The organism is Halorhodospira sp. 9621 (genome assembly GCF_022228055.1).
Lineage (GTDB): Bacteria > Pseudomonadota > Gammaproteobacteria > Nitrococcales > Halorhodospiraceae > Halorhodospira > Halorhodospira halophila_A.
Window position 1 is genome coordinate 1 of the sequence record NZ_JAJNRD010000024.1, and the last position, 17,133, is coordinate 17,133.

Below are 17,133 nucleotides of genomic sequence, written 5' to 3' on the forward strand. Positions count from 1 at the left end.
GTCAGTCATCGAGATGAGCCCCCGCTCAGCGCACACGTGCAGTGTCCGCCGATCGGGGGTTCTTTTCGTTTCAGGGAGTGCATGACCGATGGCGGAATCTGCTGCGAGACGGGGGGCGGTGCCGACTTGGCTGATGGTGGTTGCCTATCTGAGCGCCGTGTTCCTGCCCACGCTGGGGCTATTGCTCGGTATGTATCTGGGCTACCGCCGAGTGCTGCTTCACGCCTTTGTGGTCGTCGGCATCAGCACGATCGTCGGATTCTTCTGGTATCCGATGGTGTTCGGATGATCATTCGGCGGCGGTCAGCCCCCTGTTGCTGACCGCCGCAGGAACAATCCTGGGACCTAGTAGAGCACTAGGTCCTGCCCCCAGCCGCCGAAGACCTCCAGCACATCTTCAAGCTCTTCGTCGATCCGTTCCTCCAGGCCACTGCGGCTACCGAAGGCCTCCAGAACCGAGTCCGGGCAGCTGATGATCTTGTAGGGAAAGCTCCCTTCCCCCGGTCGGCCGAAATAGAGGGAGACCCCCTCCAGCTCCCCGTCGAGGAACTCGATGTAGTCCAGGGTATCCAGCTCGTCGAGAAAGAACCGGTAGCTGTGTTCCGACCAGACCACGTAGCCCCGCTCCCAGTCGTCTTGGGGGGTGGAGGGAGGCGCGGCGGCGCCGGCCAGATTGGGGTTCTTCAGCTGGCGTAGGTATTGCCGCAGGGCGCGCAGATCGCCGAGCCGGACCTCGCGGTCGCAGGTCTCGCGCAGGGCGCGGAAGTAGCCTGTGGCCGCCTGGTTGATGAGCGCCGCCACGATCAACAGCCGGCGATAATCGGGTACATCGGGGTCGATCACCTCCAGGTCGCCGCGCGCCCCCAGGACATCACCGAAGATCGGGTCCATGAGCTGGTGCAGGGTGTATCCCCAGAGGACGATGGCTCCGATCGTCAGGCCCAGCAGCGCCACCCCCACCGCCTCTTCGCTGGCGTTCATGAACGCGGCGATCTGGGGCTCGTGGCGGGTCGCCAGCACCAGGACAGCGGCAACCCCCAGCGCACCCAGGAACAGCAGGGTGCGCTCCCGGGCCCGCACCTGCATGCGCTCCTGGAACGCCCCCAGCTCCTCCTGCTCGGGGGGATCGCTATCGGCCACGCGGTCGGCGTTAAAGGGGCCTTCCGGGTGCGGGGGGCGATCGTAGCGCTTGGCCATGGGCGGCTCCTTGGTACCTGGAACGGGCGACATTCTACAGCCTGCCGCGGGCGGAGGCCGACGGCGCGTCCGCGCGGCGGGGTCTGCGCTTGGCAGGGTGGCGACGGAGAATGTCTGCCCGATGAGGACGCCCGCAGGCAATGGCGAGGATTGTCGCGGGCGGTGGGTTGCCGGCGGTGTGCAGAAGCGGGGCTGGGGGAAGCGTACCCAACCGGTGGAGTTTTACAAGAACCCTTCCCGGTAGCGCACGACTCGATTGCGTCCGGTGCGTTTGGCCTCGTAGAGGGCGAGGTCCGCCCGGCGCAGCCAGGCTCCGGTGGCCTCCGGCGGCCGGTAGGGGGCGATGCCGATGCTCACCGTGACGTGTCCCGGCCCCGGCTGCAGGGTCGCCACCCGCTCGCGGATACGCTCCGCGACATCGATGGCACCGGATTCGTCAGTCTGCGGGAGAACGACCAGAAACTCATCCCCGCCCCAGCGTCCGAGGTGGTCCGCAGTGCGCAGCTGAGGCCGGAAGCAGGATTGTACCAACTCATGGAGCAGCAGATCGCCGGCCTCGTGGCCATAGGTGTCGTTGATCTGTTTGAAGCCGTCTCCATCGATGATCAGCAGAGACAGCGGGTCCTGGTAGCGCAGCGCCCGCTCACGTTCGTCATGCAGGACATGATCCATCCGACGCCGGTTGCTGGTTCCGGTTAGTGGGTCGTGCTGCGCCTGCCGCTCCAACTCCCGTTCCAGCAGAACCCGATCGGTAATGTCCTCTTCAAAGCCTACCGCATAACGCGGCTTACCCCCGGAGTGGGCGGTCAGTCGGCCCTCGCAGCGCAGGTGCCGGATCTCAGCATCCGGGCGGACCAGCCGAAAGCGCAGCTGCCAAGGCTCGTCGTTCCGGAACGCCTGCCAGAAGCGCTGAAAGACCCACGGGCGGTCCTCCGGCAGAATGTGCCCACGCCAGGACTCCAGATCCATGACCACCGGCCCGGTGGGGTGCTGGTAGCCGTAGATCTCCTGGAGTCGCGCATCCAGGTGGACGCGCTCGCCCACCACGTCGTAGGTCCAGAACCCGATCCCGCCGACCTCCTGCAGGACGGCGATCTTGCCCTCGGCGCTCACGCCCCGTAGAGCAGGGTGATTCGGGGTGCCCGGTCCCGCTGCGGGCTGGCTATCCAGGCTGGGGCCTTTCATCCGAGGATCCTTGGCGCGCACTGATGTCACCTGATGGTAGATCAACGATCCGGAAGGGGTTGCGAGTTGGACGGCGGGCCATGGGCAGTCGTCCATAAAAGTGGACATCCGTGCTTCCGAAACGGCCCGCCGACCGTGGTATTCACCTGACAGGGTGCTAATTTTCTAGCGAAGGTTCTCGCCGAAGAACGCAAACACGACGCTTCCCCGGTCCTTGGTCTGGCTTCAGTTTTGTGTTCCGGGCGGCCGGCTGACGTTTGGGTCCAACGGTTCATCGGAGAGGGGGCGTCGCTCAATGCGTGTCATGGCCGCAGACTGACAAACGGTCAGGGTGGACGAGCATGGCTCAATGGGAAGAAGACGCGCGGGAAACGCCTCGAGCGTGGTGTCTGGTTGAACACGGCGAGGGGCTGCGCCTGGGGCGGGCGGAAGTCGACTCCGAAGGTTCGGTCTCCCTGAAATCGGAGATCCAGGTGGAGCCTGTTACCGCGGCATCGCTGATCCGGGCGGTGGAGCGGGCCATGGTCGGTGAGGCAGCATCGGGAGACCTCTGCGGGGGCGATGATGCGCCGACAGGCGGCGTGCGCAGTCAGCCCGGAGAGGCCGGCCCGCGGCAACTCGGGCTGGTCACGGGCGATCCGCGCATGATCCAGCTCTGCCGGGACACCGAGCAGCTGGCCCCCTCGGATGCCACGATCCTCCTGCTCGGGGAGAGTGGCACTGGCAAGGAGCTCTTCGCCAAGGCCCTGCACGAGCTCAACCGGGCCCGAGCCGGCGGGCCGATGGTGGCCATCAACTGCGCCGCCATCCCCTCGGAGCTACTCGAGAGCGAGCTCTTCGGTTTCGAGCGCGGCGCCTTCACCGGGGCCTACCGGTCACAGGTGGGGCGGATCGAGCGCGCCCACCGTGGCACCCTGTTCCTGGATGAGATCGGTGAGCTCCCGTTGGAGGTTCAAGCGAAGCTGCTGCGCTTCCTGCAGCAGCGGACCATCCAGCGCCTCGGGGGTCGCAAGGAGATCCCGGTGGATGTGCGGGTCGTGTGCGCGACCAACCGGGATCTCGTGGAGCGGATGGGCGAGGGGGTATTCCGGGACGATCTTTACTACCGCATCGCCGAGGTCCAGCTGCGGCTGCCGCCGTTGCGCGAGCGCCCCGGGGATCCGGCGCTGATCGCCCATGCGCTGCTCAAGGGGATGACGCGGCGGCGCCGCGACCGCGGCCGCAAGTTGAGCAAAGATGCGCTGGCTGTCATCGCTGCCTACCCGTGGCCCGGCAACGTGCGCGAGTTGGAGAACGCCATTCGCCGCGCCGTCATTTTGACCGAAACGGGGCCGATCTGTGCTGAGGACCTCGGGGTGCCCTTGCCCCGCTCCCCAAAACCCCAGGAGGAGTTGCCACGGCTGCGTGAGGTGCGCGAAGAGGCCGAGCGCCGGGTGATCGCCGAGGCCATGGGTCGCTGCAACGGAAACATCTCGCGGGCTTCTGTAGAGTTGGGGGTGACCCGACCGACTCTTTATGAGCTCCTCGACAAGCACGGGATGCGCTGACCGGGTGGTGGGTCCAGCGGGCGGTCTCGGGCCGGCCTGATATCCTGTAAGAAATGATGGACCGACAATGGGAGTCGGCCGATGCTCAACCGCCGTTTCCTGTTTCCGGCGCTGGCGCTGCTCACCGGAGCGCTTCCCGGCGCGGTGCTGGCCCTCACCCCGGAGCGGGTCGATCAATGGCAGGAGGCAACTCGCGCCCTTCAGGCGCAGGCTGTGGAGGAGGAGCTAGCCGATTGGCACCCGACCCGGGAGTTACGCGGTGTCGGCGAGAGCGAGCAGGCCTTCCGCAGCACGGCCGATGAGCTGCAGAAGCCGGTGGCGGCGCTTAAGTCCAACGGTTACGAGGAGGTGGCCGCCTGGGCGGAGGACGGCGCGCGCATCTATCGGGCGCTCATCGCCCTGGAAACCGGTGACCCGCGGGAGCTGCAGGCCCAGCTGGAACAGGCCATCGAGCAGATCGAGGAGAACCCGCACCTCGGCGATGTCGCCAAGGCAGAGATCATCGCGGACATTCAGGCGCAACGGGAGCGTATCACGGAGTTTCTCGGCTCGGTTCCCGATGCCGATCGGCGGGCCGTAGCGGCACGGCAACGGGAGCTGATGGAACTGCTCCGCCCTTGAGCGATCCGGGGGCCGGCAGCTCAGGGCCGCTGCGCTGTGCTATCCCCGCCCGACCATCCAGAGGCAGACATGAGAACGCTGTTAATCGCCTTGTTGCTCCTCATCGCTGTCGGTGCCAGCGCCGTCTACGCTGTGGGCCATATCCCCGCGAGCTCGGCCTGGAGCACCGCCGAACGCCACCTGCCCATGCCCGCTGCATGGAGCAGCGCTGAGGTGGAGGGCAGCGTACGATCCGGACGCATCCAGCAGCTGGAGGTGCCGCGGGTCTGGGGTATGGATGCAGGGACGCTCGATCTGGCCTGGGAGGTCCGCGGTGGATCGCTGGCCACCGGCCGGTTGAGTGTCGATCTGGACGGCAGCCTGGATGATGCGCGCTTCCAGGGTGTCGCCACCCGCTCGGCCCGCGGCTGGCAGGTCTCCGAGGGTACCGGCGAGGTCCCCATGGACCGGCTGCGCCAGATGGCAAGCGAGCGCGGTGTGGAGCTGCCGCCGGTCAGCGGCAACGTGACCTACGAGGTAGATCAACTCTCGTTGGGCAACGACGGCGAAATCCGCTCGGTGGAGGGTCGGATCACCGGTCAGGATCTGAGCGTCACCCAAGACGGCCAGACGCTGGATCTGGGTGGTGCCACGACCACGGTCAGCGGATCGGGCAACCGCGCCCGTGGCGAACTCAGCGACCAGGGCGGGGCCGTCGGGCTGTCGGGCCAGTGGCAGGTGAGCCGGGACGGCAGCTATCAGCTCGACGCCGTGGTGACCCCCCGTGAGGGGGCCGATCCAGCGCTCCGCGACTGGCTCAGCCAGCACGCCGAGCCGGCGGATGAGGGGTTCCGCATCCGTGAGGCGGGGCGACGCTGAGGCCCGGCTAGCCCGCCTGCCGGGCCTCTACCAGGGCCACTAGGGAACCGACGGTTGCGAAAGCCTCCGCGGTGATGTCCGTCTCCTCGAACTCGATCTCCAGTTCGCGCTGGAGGGCATCGATGACGAGCACCACCGCCATGGAGTCGAGTTCGGGTAGTGCGCCGAGTAGGGGGGTGTCGGCGTCCATCGCGCGCGTCCTTCCACCGAGCTCGAGGGTCTGTTCCAGCACCGCCAATACCCGCTGCTCGGTTGTCATGATGTCTCTCCATCCCTGGGCTGTATGTTGGGTACGTCACCTGCGGCGCCAGTGGCCTGCGCGGCACTCAGGTTGCGAAGGCAGTGCTCGACCTGGCGGAAACATCGCTCGTACGCCGCTCGCGGCTGGCCGTATGGGTCGGCGATATCAGTGGGTGTGTTGCCGAACGGATCGAGGCCGCTCAACAGGTACATCTTGGCCCGATGCTCCGGAAAACGCCGGCGCAGCGCACGCAGATGGGCCAGTTCCATGGCCAGGACGAGATCGGCGCGCTCCATCTGCTCGGCGGTGACGGTCCTGGAGCGCCACCCCCCCAGGTCGAGCCCGTGTTCGGCGGCGATTGCCACCATAACCGGATCGGCAGGGCGCTCACCGCGTGCCAGTAGGCCGGCGGACTCCGTGGTCACCTCCAGATGCTCGCCACGATGCTCCATCAGGCGCTGAGCGACAGCGCTGCGGTTGATGTTGCCATGGCAGATGAAGAGCACCCGGCGCGCCTGGCTGGCCAGGCGCAAAACCTGCAGACCCCGCCGAGGGCGTAGTTGCTGATACCGTTGCCAGGCCTCGCCTCCGTGCTCGGCGAGCATGGTGGCGAACCAACCTAGGGTGCGCCCGAGGTCGACCGCCGCCGGGCGGGGGTCGCGCCAGTAAAAGGCGTCGATGTGGTGGTGCGGATGCAGGCACAGTAGTGCGCTCCGGACGATCTCACCGCCGCTGGGCCATCGGATGAGCGGGCTCGGGTCGCGACGGGAAAGCGCCAGCAGATACCAGTAGCAATCGGGCTGGAGCTTGCGCGCAAAGTGCCCGGGGCGGGCGGTGAACGGTGGCGGCCGTCTCCCGTGGACCAAGAGCTGGTAGAGCAACCAGGGGAAGTCGGCGCCCGCCGCCACGGCCAAGGGGAGCGACCCCCAGAAGCGCCCGTTGACCTCCATCAGGTAGGGCGTACCTGTCGCACCCTCGCGCTTGAACTCCACCATCAATACGCCGTGCCAGCCGAGGGCGCGGACGAGCTGTTGGGCGTACCCCACCAACTCCGGTTCTGGTGTCTCCGAGCGGCGCAGCGAGCTGCCGCCCCCGGTCAGGGGGACCTCGTGCAGGCGCTGGTGCTGGAAGGCGTGTACGACCTCACCGCGATCGACCAGGAGCTCGATCCCCACGCCCTGGCCTGCGCAGTGCTCTTGGATCAGTACAGGGGCGCGCTGCAGGAAACGCCCCCCCAGCTCGAGGAGTTCGGATCGGTGGTGGGCGTAGGCGACGCTCATCTTCGCCCGTTGACCGCCTGGGCTCTCCGCAATCGAGCGGATGGGCTTCAGGACGCAGGGCAGACGCATGGCCTCCGCGCAGTCAGCTAGGCCCTGAGCGTCAGCGACGGTAACCGTCTGCGGCGTCGGAATGCCCAACTCCTGAGCGAGCGCGATGGTGCGCTCCTTGTCGGTAGCCATCTCCAGCGCAGACTGTTCCGGGATCGCCAAGCGTGTGTAGGGCGTGAACCGTGACCGGCTACGTGCGACCGGGTGCGTGGTCAGCTCGGTGACCGGGATGAGCAGTTCATAGCCGTTTTCGGCCACATGGCCGACCAGTCGCTCCAGAAAACCGGCTGGATCGGTAAGCGGGTCTGGGTAGGTGATGAAACCCGCGGCGTAGCGGGAGTAGCGCGAAATTGCAGCAGGATCGGCTGCGCCTACAGTTACCGAGACGCCCTGACGACCCAGGGAACGCACGATGGACAGTGTGGATTGCTCCTCACCATCCAGGACCAGTGCTCGCTCAGGGGGCATTGACATTCGGCTAGGTTACGGGGAAAGCGAGGGCAAGTTAAGAGGGCAAAAGCCACAGGGCCTGCTAGCCTGATGGTAATCATGACCATATCAGTCTGCGTCCTCGCCCATAACGAAGAACGGTTGATCGAGCGCACGCTCGGCGCCCTGGAAGAGGCGTGTGGGGACCGCGCCTTCAGGGCCCACGTGATCGTCAACGGCTCAGCGGACCGTTCCGCCGCCATCGTCCACCGGCTGGCCCGGGAGGACCGGCGAATTGTCGGCCACGAACTCGAAATCGCTGACAAGGCCAACGCGTGGAATTATTACATCCATGAACTCGCGCTGGACGCACCGGCCCACTGCTTCCTGGACGGCGATATCCGCCCGGGCCGGGGCAGCATTCAGCATCTCATCGAAGCACTGGAGAACAACCCGCAGGCCTACGCGGCAGCAGCCCTGCCTGGGTCCGGGCGGAGTAAGGAGCCGTGGTCCGCCGAGCTGGTGAAGAACCACTACCTGAGCGGGAATCTGTACGCCTTGAGCGACCACGCAGTGGCGCTGATGCGCCGGCGTGGCATTCGGCTGCCGGTCGGTGCCAAGGGTGAGGATGGGCTGCTGAGCTATCTCTTCCTCACCGATCTGCAGGGCGGCAAAGACGACACACACACTCAGCGCATCGTCAATCCGGAAGACGCCCGATTCTATTTTGACTCCCTCTCTTTGTCCCCGGCGGATATACGGCTTTACTGGCGTCGGCTTCTACGCTACAGCGAGCGCAGTTTCCAGAACCAGTTGCTGTACGCGCTTCTCAAAGAGTGTGGTGTTGCAGCGCTCCCTTCGTACATCCGTGAGATCTACACCGAAGATCGTATAAGAGGTTTGCGCCCGCGGAATCGGTTGCTCTATTTTGTATCCGATCGCTTGGTTCTGAATAAAATCAGAAAAGGCTCGCTCTTCCCGCAGGCAGAAGAGAAAAAAAGGCAGGAAGCATGAGAAGGGCTCTGATACGGGAGCTTCAAAAAAGGCCGCAGCTGGCCGCTAAGACGAAGCGACTCCTGACCGCCGTTGGCTACGACTACCAGCACTGGTCCCGGGCAGCGATGTACCCGCAAGCCTTTGCGTTGATCGAAGAGTTGGGTCCGCAGCAGCTCGATGTTCTTGAGATATCCGCGGGCGAGCGGTTTCGGAAAATTCCTTTTCGCTCCTACACAGAAGCGAATTACCCGGATTACGACGTCTGCGAACGACCTCTGGATCAGAAATTTGACCTCATCATCGCAGACCAGGTGTTCGAGCACCTGCTCTGGCCCTATCGGGCGGGGCGGAACGTCTACGAGATGCTGAGACCCGGCGGCTACTTCTTTAACGCCACGCCGTTTCTCGTCCTTGTACACGAGATCCCCTACGACTGCACGCGGTGGACCGAGACCGGGATGCGTTATTTCCTGGCGGAATGCGGGTTCCCGCTGGAGACGACGCGGACGTACTCCTGGGGCAACCGGGCCTGCGTCAAGGCAAACTTCACACCCTGGGCGCGGCGGGGTTGGTTCGGCAGCCTAAAGAATGAGCGGCGCTACCCCGTCACGGTTTGGGCGTTGGCACAGAAGCCGCACGGAAGGGCGCGATGAGGCTCACAAGGCCTCAGCTGGACCGGACGTACGTATCCGGCCATTGGATCCTCGCCGACAGTCCGAAAAATCCTGCCGAGCATTATTATAAGCTACTCCCCAAAACCTTGGCGATGCTCGCCGGAAGCCGGCTGGTCTTCTTTTACGATGATCCTGCTCTGTTCCATTTTGTGAAAAAACATGCATTGGATAACGGGATTGACCTTGTTCCGGCGGAAAAGCCCATTGATGAACTTCCCGCGCGCGACTTTAGTGAAGGCTTCGGTGCGAGCTGCGAGCGGATGGGACTGGATGCTTTTCCAGAGCCGGAGGAAAAAAACAAGGAAAAGGGGGTGATTCACTACTGGCGGGACTGGAAAAGAGGCGGTCTGCAATTTTATAAAGACCTTCTTACGATTTGGTTAAGCAAAGTCTCTCTGGTCCGCGAGGCGATCGAAAAATCGCAAGATTGTAATTTGGGCGGCTATTTTGCGTGGGTTGATGCCTCAGTCGCACGTTGCTCGAGAAAAAGGCGCAACTGGGACTTCACCCGCGTTCGCCTCCCCGAGGCGCAAGTCTCTTGCTACAAGAATGATATGCGCTACTTTGGTGGTACGCTTCCGGTGAGCGCGTCATTCCTGGGGGGCGGGGCAGCGGTCTGGCCAGAAATGGAGCGAAGGTTTCTTTTGAAAGCGCGCGCCTCGCTCGATACGGCCTACGCTCACGATGAAGAGACGATATTAAGCGCTGTCTATCTAGATTATCCTGATTTATTCAATCGGTTTGGGGGTGCGCCCCGGTACCACCGGAGGAAGATCTTATCTGAGGCGTTTTTGGGCGGCACCCCGCGGTAATTATCGCTTAGTACGGAGGTGGGTCCGAGGAGAGGTCTTTTGTGAGCCGAGGCTTAGAAAGTTTATATCGGATATTCGAGGCCCAGCAAAGACTGAGGCGGTGGCGAGCGATCCATCGAAATATGATGGAGGTTGTGCGGACTTATCAGGATTGGCTGCAAGCAGGAGATTATGTCGTCACTCCCAAGCTCGCCTATAAGAAGGGGGCCGAAAGCACCGATCATCTTATACTTCATCGTGGTATTAAAGGGGAGTTCAGGGGGTGGAAAGATGTGTTCTGGCGAGCGTCGTGCCTTGGGGTGAGTCATTTTAGAAGTGATTGCACCGGAGGTCCGGCTACGGCGTTGACCACGATGCCGATGAAGCGGAAGTGGGACGTAGTGCTGTTAGCGCCCAGCGAGAACAGTGTGTATAGATTCGCTCCTAGAAAATCCTTCAACGCGGAGTACGTTAGTATAAGGGAAAAAATTCGAGCGTACCTGCCGACCCCGGCCTATCGAGTGATTCAAGATGGGCGTGCGCTAGTGGAAGAATTTGTGTGGGGGGTTGACCTTAATCAGGCGAGCTCCGATTCTGCTAGTGATGCGGTTAAAGGGATATTGAATCGAATTCGTTTAGGGTGTTTTTTATTTGTGACTGAGGGTGGCAAACGACAGGTGGCGCAGGATCTCGTCAGTGCTGGGGATGCTGAAGTTAAAGCCTTTTGCCTCGCACGAGGGGTGGAATATCGGGTGGTTGTAAAGTTGCTGGGTGCACCGCAGATACCCTCTCAGAACGATCTTGAGCCAAAAAATATAATTTTAACGCCAGGTGGTCCTGTTGTCATTGATCTCGCAGCCACAAACTTAGCATGGACGCCGTTCTGGTATGATGCTATGCGACTGATCTTGACCTACGACGCGTACGGTTACTGGCGTGGTTCGTACGATTTAGAGTTAAGGAACATATTCGCTGCATGTCGTGGGATTGGCACTAATTTCAATAGTGTTAGGCGTGAGTTGGCGGTAGCGTACGTACTCATACATCCGGAAAAACGACTGTCTGATCCAAGCAATATACGTGGGGATTTGCCGAGGGATGTTAGTTATGCAGTGGCTGCGTGGAAAAAAATATCGCACAACGATTGCATATGACAATGGCAATGGCGCGCGATTGCGAGTACCGGGAGGGAATAGGGTGTCCCTGCCATCGACCACACCGGCTGCACACGGCGCTGACGCCGTCGCAGCAGCTGGCGATGGTGACGGTGCTCCGACGGAATCGGCTGCTCCCTTCGGATGGCGTTCTGGTGGTCGTAAGTTCATTCGAAGCCGGATACGTACGGGACGCCTGGCGGTGCAGTGGGGGGCGTGGTTTGTCACAAGGCCCCGCAGCTCGAAGAGCTGACACCGTGCCCGGAAGGCGAGACGCCGCCAACGAGGACGTTCAAGGATTACCGGCCCGGTTAACGTGCACGTCGACATCAAGCACCTGCCGGAGATGGCCGATGAGCAAGGGCGCACGTACCTGTTCGTGGCCGTCGACCGGGCCAGCCGCTCGGGCTACCTTGAGCGCCACCGCGAGAAGTCGCGCAAGACGGCTGTGCGCTTTCTCAAGCGACTCCAGGAGAAAGCCCCGTTCCGAATCCATACGCTGCACACGGGCAACGACCTGGCCTTCACAGGCTGCCCTACTCAGAAGACCCGACGTCCCTTGGGGCGGCATGCCTTCGGCCAGCTGTGCGCCCGCCATGACATCGAGCACCGGCTCAGACCGCCTCGCCGCCCGCAGCCGAACGGGGTGGTCGAGCGATTCAACGGCCGTATCAGCGATATCCTGCGCAGAACCCACTTCGATTCGGGAGCCGATCTCGGCACGATGCTCTGGCACTATCAGCGGCTCTCCAATCACCACATTCCCCAGCGTACGCTCGGGCATGTCACTCCTGTGCGCAAACTCAAGCAGTGGCACGAGGAGCGCCCGGATTCATTCCGCAAACAGGTATATGACCAGTCAGGTCTTGACATCTAGGTGGTCAACGCCCGCTGCTGGGCACACCGGAAGCCGCGAGTGTTCCGGCCTAGCCGCTTATTCAGAACCGACTTTCAATGCGGACTATCCGTAGAATATAAAGAGTTATTCGTAATGGTTGACGCTGTAATAACATGGGTGGACGGCTGTGATAAAGACCATCAACGCAAGCGTTTCTTATGGGCTGACAAAGAAAGCCCCAAGCGTGGCGAGAAAAGTACCGCCAGACTCGCGACGAGGTGGAGATCAGTCTTTGAGATATTCTACTGTATTCACCTTATTAGGAAAAATGCGCCCTGGATTGATAGAATTTATTTGGTGACCGACAACCAGAGACCCTCGTGGCTAACGGAGGCTATGCAGAAAAGGCTCGATGTAAATTTAGTAGACCATCAGACAATTTTCTCAGGAAACGAGTGGGCATTGCCAACTTTTAACTCCACCGCTATCGAAACTATGCTCCACCGTATACCGGATCTCTCGGAGCGCTACCTGTATTTTAACGATGATATTTTCTTGATAAGACGGATATCCGAGAAAGATTATTTTTCCGGTGACAAGCCGAAATGGCGGGGGTGGAGAAGAGGAATAAACACGCAGGGGCTACGCTACGTGGTACGGTGGGTGGCAACCGGTATAAAAAAAGACGGCTTCATCGGAGGGCGGCAAGAGAAGGAGATACTCGGCATCCCCCATCTTTTTTCTCTTGGTCACGCGCCGCAGCCCTTCGTGAAATCCTACGCAAGGCAGGTCATTGAGAAAGATAACCGGTTAGAAAGTAATATCAGTCATAGGTTTAGGGCATGGGATGGTTTCACTCCTGCAACCCTTGTCGCTAATGCTGGAATCACGGAGGGGCGCGCTTTAAAAGGAGCTGATGATTGGGAGAGTATAGAGCCAAAACATGGCGCCCAAGGGATACAAAAACGAATGTTAATATGCAAAAGAAACAAAAATATCAAAACGGTTTGTCTCCAGTCTATTGATATGATGCCTAATGTGATGCAGAAAGAAAGTGAATCATTTTTGAGGGAGTTTCTTGAAGTGTAGCCGGTCACAGGGATACCATTTTTAATGGCTTCGCAAATAGGCGGGGATATCCCTAAGTCATCCATACGGAATACCAAAGTAATCAGCAGCGTCCCGCATCTGCTGGTCGTTTTTCTTGAGGGAAACGTTCAATTTAGCTAAAGAAGGGGAAAAAGACTGGAGGCCTAGCGGTCTAACATCATGCCGCCCTAGGCATATAACGCGCGAACCGGAGGTCCTTTCTACTGCCCAGAAAAAAATATCGTCGGCGGTTGGGCACAAACGTGCCGCTAACTTGTAGTCAAGCAGAATGCTGTTGTCTAGGCATCCTGGTGGGTATAGGATTCCGCCGGCGCCAGTTAGTAGAACGCACCCCCCTTCAGTTCGACGCCTAATCGGACGCCATTGATGGTATGAGGCGAATCCATCCTCTGCAAACGTAATCTCCCAGCCACGATGCCCTATAACCGCATCCCCTTCATGTTCGGTGGCCGCAAGGAGATCGGAGAGCATGGACCGTTCGTAGAATATGTCATCATCAATTGTAATAATTGTCGCGTCCGGATATAGTTCCCGAGTTGGTAGCAATTTCTTATAGCTCAGTAGGTTTTTATTAACCCATAAAATCTCCAGGCCTCTCTTCTCTTGCTCTTTTAAGGGTGAGGGTATAGTGTGCCCTCTGAACTCGTCACGTGAAAGAACGAGTACAATTTTGTCTGGGCGACGGCTCTGCCAGAATATACTTTCGATTGGGATCCATGCATGCCGGATGCGCTGCGGAAAACTCGTCAAGCTCACAATGACGTTCGAATGCCCTGAAAGAGTTGGTTTTTGTTTTGTTTTTTTGAAGACAAGTATGTCCTTGTGGTTCTTTATCTCTTTTAGCATTCGTTCTCGGTAATAAGTAAAGTTACGGCGAGAGATCATTCGGCTGCCCTTCTTGTTGTCTAAGCTCGTTATGGGGGTTACGGTTTTTGCCGCAAATCATTTAGTTACGTTTTTTTAACTATTTTCGTACCGGGCTATCGTATGTTCGGTAGTGTAAGTTTTTTCGTTCCTGGAAGTAAAGAATGGCCTTCTAGGGAAGCGTTATGGGTGAGTTTTGGGGTTCGCGATTTTTTTTAAAAAACGTCTAAGCGCAAAGGGTAAAAATGCCCTCGTAGTTTTACTAAAAATGTTTATGAGAGACTTGTCGGGCGGTGTGTATGTATTCCATGGTGTATTGCGAAGATAGCGATAGTACAAGTGTTTATGAGGGTGATTAGACATGTAAAGCCAAGGCTTGTTGGGACCGTTATAGTGATATACTACTGGTTGCTTTTTGTTTTTCCCCGGGGTAGCGTGCGCACGTGAATAGGGCCCGATGGCATTCCACTTGTGTTGTAGAAAAAAAAGTTCTCCCTTCAATGCTCCATTCAAGGCGTCCTGATCCGGGTCACGAACGATCTCGGAGTTATCCTCCAGGAACTGAAGGCACCGCTGTTCGCATTCCAGTTCGCGCCATCTTGGTAAGTTATATAGTAAGACCCCGGAATTAATATAAGGATCGCCAGGCGAAAAGTTCGGCAAGTGTGTCCGGTCGAAGTATGGAACCCGGACGCCTGCTAGTGGATAAGGGTCAATAATCGTCTCCCAAAGGGGGCGCAGACTCCCGTGAACGACAATGTCGCTGTCCAGGTAAAGGACCTTATATGTGTGCTCGTCAAAGATCCTACTGACCAGCAAGCGCGTATAAATATCTATGCTATATGCACCTTTTACGCAGTAGTCGCCTTGGGTGGGAAGGTTGGGCGGGAACAGGTCGGCGTCTTGCGTTGCTCGGAGCTCCGATAGGCTCAAGAAAGACAGATAAGCGCTCCCCGATAGGTTTGCGACCTTTTTTAAAGAATCCTTAGATCGTTCTGAGAGGTCGCCAACAAAGGTTACGTAAACGGCCTCGTCTGAGTTGTTAAGTAAGAGTGAGGCTAGTGTGACAGCGGCGTGTTGTGCGAAATCATTGTTCGCGCAGAGGAGGATGTTTAAGGGGTCTGTGGGATGTGAAATTCGTTCGTTCATGTGTGAACGCCTTCGGAGCCATTGGAGGGGAAGCCGTCAAAAGGGCCGGTCACTTTTGATCCGCGCATGATTGGTTCCACGGTTTTTGAGCCGCGCCTACGCGCCAAGTATAATAACGAACTAAACGCTCATAATAGTCAAAGTCATAGTACCAGCGTTTTCGTCCCAACCATAGAGTCAGCCATCCGATTCTGGAAATAAGGTCAGGGCGACACGGTATGCGCTTGTCGACGGCGAGGATAACCGGGGCGCGGTCAGCTAGCTGGAAGTGGGAGCGGAGTTTGACATCGGCTATGATTTCGCAGATATGGAGGGGGATCGTTGACCAGCGATAAAGGCAGACCGGATGACCGAACAAAGTGGCGTGCCACAGAAAGCGGTGGCCGTGATCGAACGGGTAGGCATGAGCGCGGGAGAAGCGGACAGGGTGGTCAAGAATAACATTTAAAGATCCTGGGTAGATGGGCCGACCTACGGCAGCTTCGATCTCCTTTGAATGTTTCTGACAATGGCGGGTTGCGATGCCGCGACCGCTTTGTACCCGTCCGTATAGAAAGGCCAGTTGGTGGTCGTTGTAAGATGTGTCCATGATATGACCAACTTATATATTAGCCTGGGTGTAAATCATAAACGCGTTGCATAGCGCGTGTAAGCTTCTGCACAGCCTGGTTCGGGGAGCAGGGGCCGCGATGCGCATTCAGATGAGAGAGTTTGCTTAGTCTTTGGCGGTGTTCTGGCTGATCCCATATGGCAGATAAGGTGGAACGCCAGGTCGCGTGAGGGGCGTGGCGGGGTACGCAGATACCTCCTCCTCGAACGGCTTCCGGTAAGCCGCCGGAGTCAGAGGTCAGGGCGGGTATACCGCTGCATTGTCCCTCTGATATCACGCGCCCCCATGTCTCGTCCCATTGGGATGGCGCCAGAACAAGGCCGGTGCGGCTATATGCTTTGCGGGTGTCGGCATAGGGGCCGCAAAGGTGGACGTTGGGAGGGAGCGGGTAGCTCCGCAGCTGTTTGCGGTGTTGGCGAAGGAACAGGAAAGGGATGTCCGGTCGGTAATACGCAAGATCCAGCGCAATATCTAGTCCCTTATGTGGCGCAGGGTTTACAAATAGTACATGAGTATGGTCTGTATATGTTCGGTAGAGGAGTGGGTCGACAATAGGGGGTATGATATCGAGGATCCTGTCTTCAGGGTAAAAAGAAGAAGTGAAAACCGAATTCGCAACAATAAAGGGGTTGTGAGAATCGATCGTGCTTCTGTCGAGCGGCTGGGGGTTGTGTTGGTAATAAAAAAATGGTTGGGAAAGGCTCGATAGGGTGTCAATAAAAAATGGCGCCTTCGCTCCACCCTGGAGGATGCAGAGATCGGGTTTGAATCGGTCTATGACGTCAGGGATAGAATCCTCTGGTCTCCAGCTCCGCGTCACAGGATAGGAGAGGCCGTGATCGGTTACGGAGGTGCGTCCGAGGACTTTGCGGCGTAGCCGTGAGATAGATCCGAAAAGACCGCGTCCGAGGAGTGCGCAGTGAACTGCGACGTCGTAGCCTTGCTCCTTCAGGCAAATCGCAAGGCGGTGGGTGTTGACCTCCATACCTCCAACGAGCTCTGGGAGGTGTGCGTGGCCGGTTACAAAGAGAATCCGTTTGGGCAATCGTGAGCTGCTTGAAATGATAGCGGCACTGCTTTCGCGCGACGCTTGTCCTTCAGAGTAGTTGGGGAGGCGGTGAATAAAAGGATTTAACAACCGCATGACAGTTCTATTCGTGCCGCGTTAACCAAGCAAGCAGGCAGATTGGCAGTTTCGTACAAGAAGACTGCGTACGGTGTGATAGTGTTCGGTGGCGGTCTCTAGGCATCGCCCCTCCGTGACCGGGGGTTTAGGAGAGGGGGTATTTATGACACGCCCCGATTCGATTCGCTCCGATGGATCGCCCCGGGAGGGCCGACCTGTCATTGGCCTTCTTTGGTAATCGGGCTGCAATGGGGTGGTGAGGTTGAGCTGTTGGGCCAGAAAAGCAAGGGTCCGGCTAGTCTGGTTGGTCAGGCATCCGGCGTCCATAAAGAGATACCGCGCGTGCAACCGCTCTGATAAATCCCTTAGTCCTTCTAGACGGTCGAGGTAGTAAGTGAAGGCGCCCTCTTCGGTG

At 59.2% G+C, this 17,133-nt stretch carries 17 protein-coding genes; 10 read left to right on the forward strand and 7 right to left on the reverse strand.

The genetic code is table 11. The features are described 5' to 3' along the window. Nucleotides 1-88 precede the first annotated feature (88 nt). On the forward strand, nt 89-289 hold the full coding sequence (locus LRF89_RS10465) for a hypothetical protein (protein ID WP_238634387.1): 201 nt from the start codon (nt 89-91) through the stop codon (nt 287-289). 56 nt (nt 290-345) lie between these two features. Here LRF89_RS10465 and LRF89_RS10470 read toward each other — a convergent pair whose 3' ends face one another. Together LRF89_RS10470 and LRF89_RS10475 are read right to left on the reverse strand one after the other, a co-directional pair. Further along, entirely contained in the window at nt 346-1,197 is an 852-nt protein-coding gene (locus LRF89_RS10470; protein ID WP_238634385.1) for a hypothetical protein, read from the reverse strand. Between the two features lie 222 nt (nt 1,198-1,419). Continuing rightward, nucleotides 1,420-2,382: a sensor domain-containing diguanylate cyclase gene (locus LRF89_RS10475; protein ID WP_238637048.1), complete on the reverse strand. Its 963-nt coding sequence runs from the start codon at nt 2,380-2,382 to the stop codon at nt 1,420-1,422. Nucleotides 2,383-2,723: 341 nt separating this feature from the next. Between LRF89_RS10475 and LRF89_RS10480 the strand changes: the two genes are divergently transcribed. The 3 genes from LRF89_RS10480 (at nt 2,724) to LRF89_RS10490 (ending at nt 5,408) form a co-directional block, all read left to right on the forward strand. Next, nucleotides 2,724-3,929: a sigma-54 interaction domain-containing protein gene (locus tag LRF89_RS10480; protein WP_238637049.1), complete on the forward strand. Its 1,206-nt coding sequence runs from the start codon at nt 2,724-2,726 to the stop codon at nt 3,927-3,929. 81 nt (nt 3,930-4,010) lie between these two features. Next, on the forward strand, nt 4,011-4,550 hold the full coding sequence (locus tag LRF89_RS10485; protein WP_238637050.1) for a hypothetical protein: 540 nt from the start codon (nt 4,011-4,013) through the stop codon (nt 4,548-4,550). 69 nt (nt 4,551-4,619) lie between these two features. Beyond that, nucleotides 4,620-5,408: a type II secretion system protein N gene (locus LRF89_RS10490; RefSeq protein WP_238637051.1), complete on the forward strand. Its 789-nt coding sequence runs from the start codon at nt 4,620-4,622 to the stop codon at nt 5,406-5,408. 7 nt (nt 5,409-5,415) lie between these two features. Here the strand turns inward: LRF89_RS10490 and LRF89_RS10495 are convergent, their stop codons facing one another. Next, on the reverse strand, nt 5,416-5,667 hold the full coding sequence (locus LRF89_RS10495; protein ID WP_238634377.1) for an acyl carrier protein: 252 nt from the start codon (nt 5,665-5,667) through the stop codon (nt 5,416-5,418). Further along, entirely contained in the window at nt 5,664-7,445 is a 1,782-nt protein-coding gene (locus LRF89_RS10500; protein ID WP_238637052.1) for an arsenate reductase/protein-tyrosine-phosphatase family protein, read from the reverse strand. The genes LRF89_RS10495 and LRF89_RS10500 overlap by 4 nt, the downstream gene beginning before the upstream one ends. Before the next feature lie 81 nt (nt 7,446-7,526). On the opposite strand from LRF89_RS10500, the gene LRF89_RS10505 reads away from it, so the two are divergent. The 6 genes from LRF89_RS10505 to LRF89_RS10530 all read left to right on the forward strand — a co-directional run bounded on the left by LRF89_RS10505 (nt 7,527) and on the right by LRF89_RS10530 (nt 12,948). After that, complete coding sequence (locus LRF89_RS10505) at nt 7,527-8,420, forward strand: glycosyltransferase family A protein (protein ID WP_238637053.1); 894 nt, start codon at nt 7,527-7,529, stop codon at nt 8,418-8,420. After that, the gene (locus LRF89_RS10510) at nt 8,417-9,055 is read left to right on the forward strand and encodes a class I SAM-dependent methyltransferase (RefSeq protein WP_238637054.1); all 639 of its coding nucleotides are present in this window, start codon (nt 8,417-8,419) and stop codon (nt 9,053-9,055) included. Before LRF89_RS10505 ends, LRF89_RS10510 begins: the two co-directional genes overlap by 4 nt. Beyond that, nucleotides 9,052-9,888, forward strand: coding sequence for a hypothetical protein (locus LRF89_RS10515; protein WP_238637055.1), 837 nt, complete (start codon nt 9,052-9,054; stop codon nt 9,886-9,888). The genes LRF89_RS10510 and LRF89_RS10515 overlap by 4 nt, the downstream gene beginning before the upstream one ends. Before the next feature lie 134 nt (nt 9,889-10,022). Further along, a complete protein-coding gene (locus LRF89_RS10520; protein ID WP_238637056.1) occupies nt 10,023-11,021 on the forward strand; it encodes a hypothetical protein in 999 nt (332 codons plus the stop codon). 316 nt (nt 11,022-11,337) lie between these two features. Continuing rightward, on the forward strand, nt 11,338-11,898 hold the full coding sequence (locus LRF89_RS10525; protein ID WP_238637057.1) for a DDE-type integrase/transposase/recombinase: 561 nt from the start codon (nt 11,338-11,340) through the stop codon (nt 11,896-11,898). A 114-nt stretch (nt 11,899-12,012) separates the two neighbouring features. Further along, a complete protein-coding gene (locus tag LRF89_RS10530; protein WP_238637058.1) occupies nt 12,013-12,948 on the forward strand; it encodes a stealth family protein in 936 nt (311 codons plus the stop codon). A 57-nt stretch (nt 12,949-13,005) separates the two neighbouring features. Here LRF89_RS10530 and LRF89_RS10535 read toward each other — a convergent pair whose 3' ends face one another. The 3 genes from LRF89_RS10535 to LRF89_RS13650 form a co-directional block, all read right to left on the reverse strand. After that, nucleotides 13,006-13,815, reverse strand: a complete 810-nt coding sequence (locus LRF89_RS10535) for a hypothetical protein (protein WP_238637059.1) — start codon at nt 13,813-13,815, stop codon at nt 13,006-13,008. A gap of 201 nt (nt 13,816-14,016) precedes the next feature. Next, complete coding sequence (locus LRF89_RS13645) at nt 14,017-14,982, reverse strand: glycosyltransferase family 8 protein (protein ID WP_443134962.1); 966 nt, start codon at nt 14,980-14,982, stop codon at nt 14,017-14,019. Between the two features lie 608 nt (nt 14,983-15,590). Further along, on the reverse strand, nt 15,591-16,736 hold the full coding sequence (locus LRF89_RS13650; protein ID WP_443134963.1) for a glycosyltransferase: 1,146 nt from the start codon (nt 16,734-16,736) through the stop codon (nt 15,591-15,593). Nucleotides 16,737-17,133 lie beyond the last annotated feature (397 nt).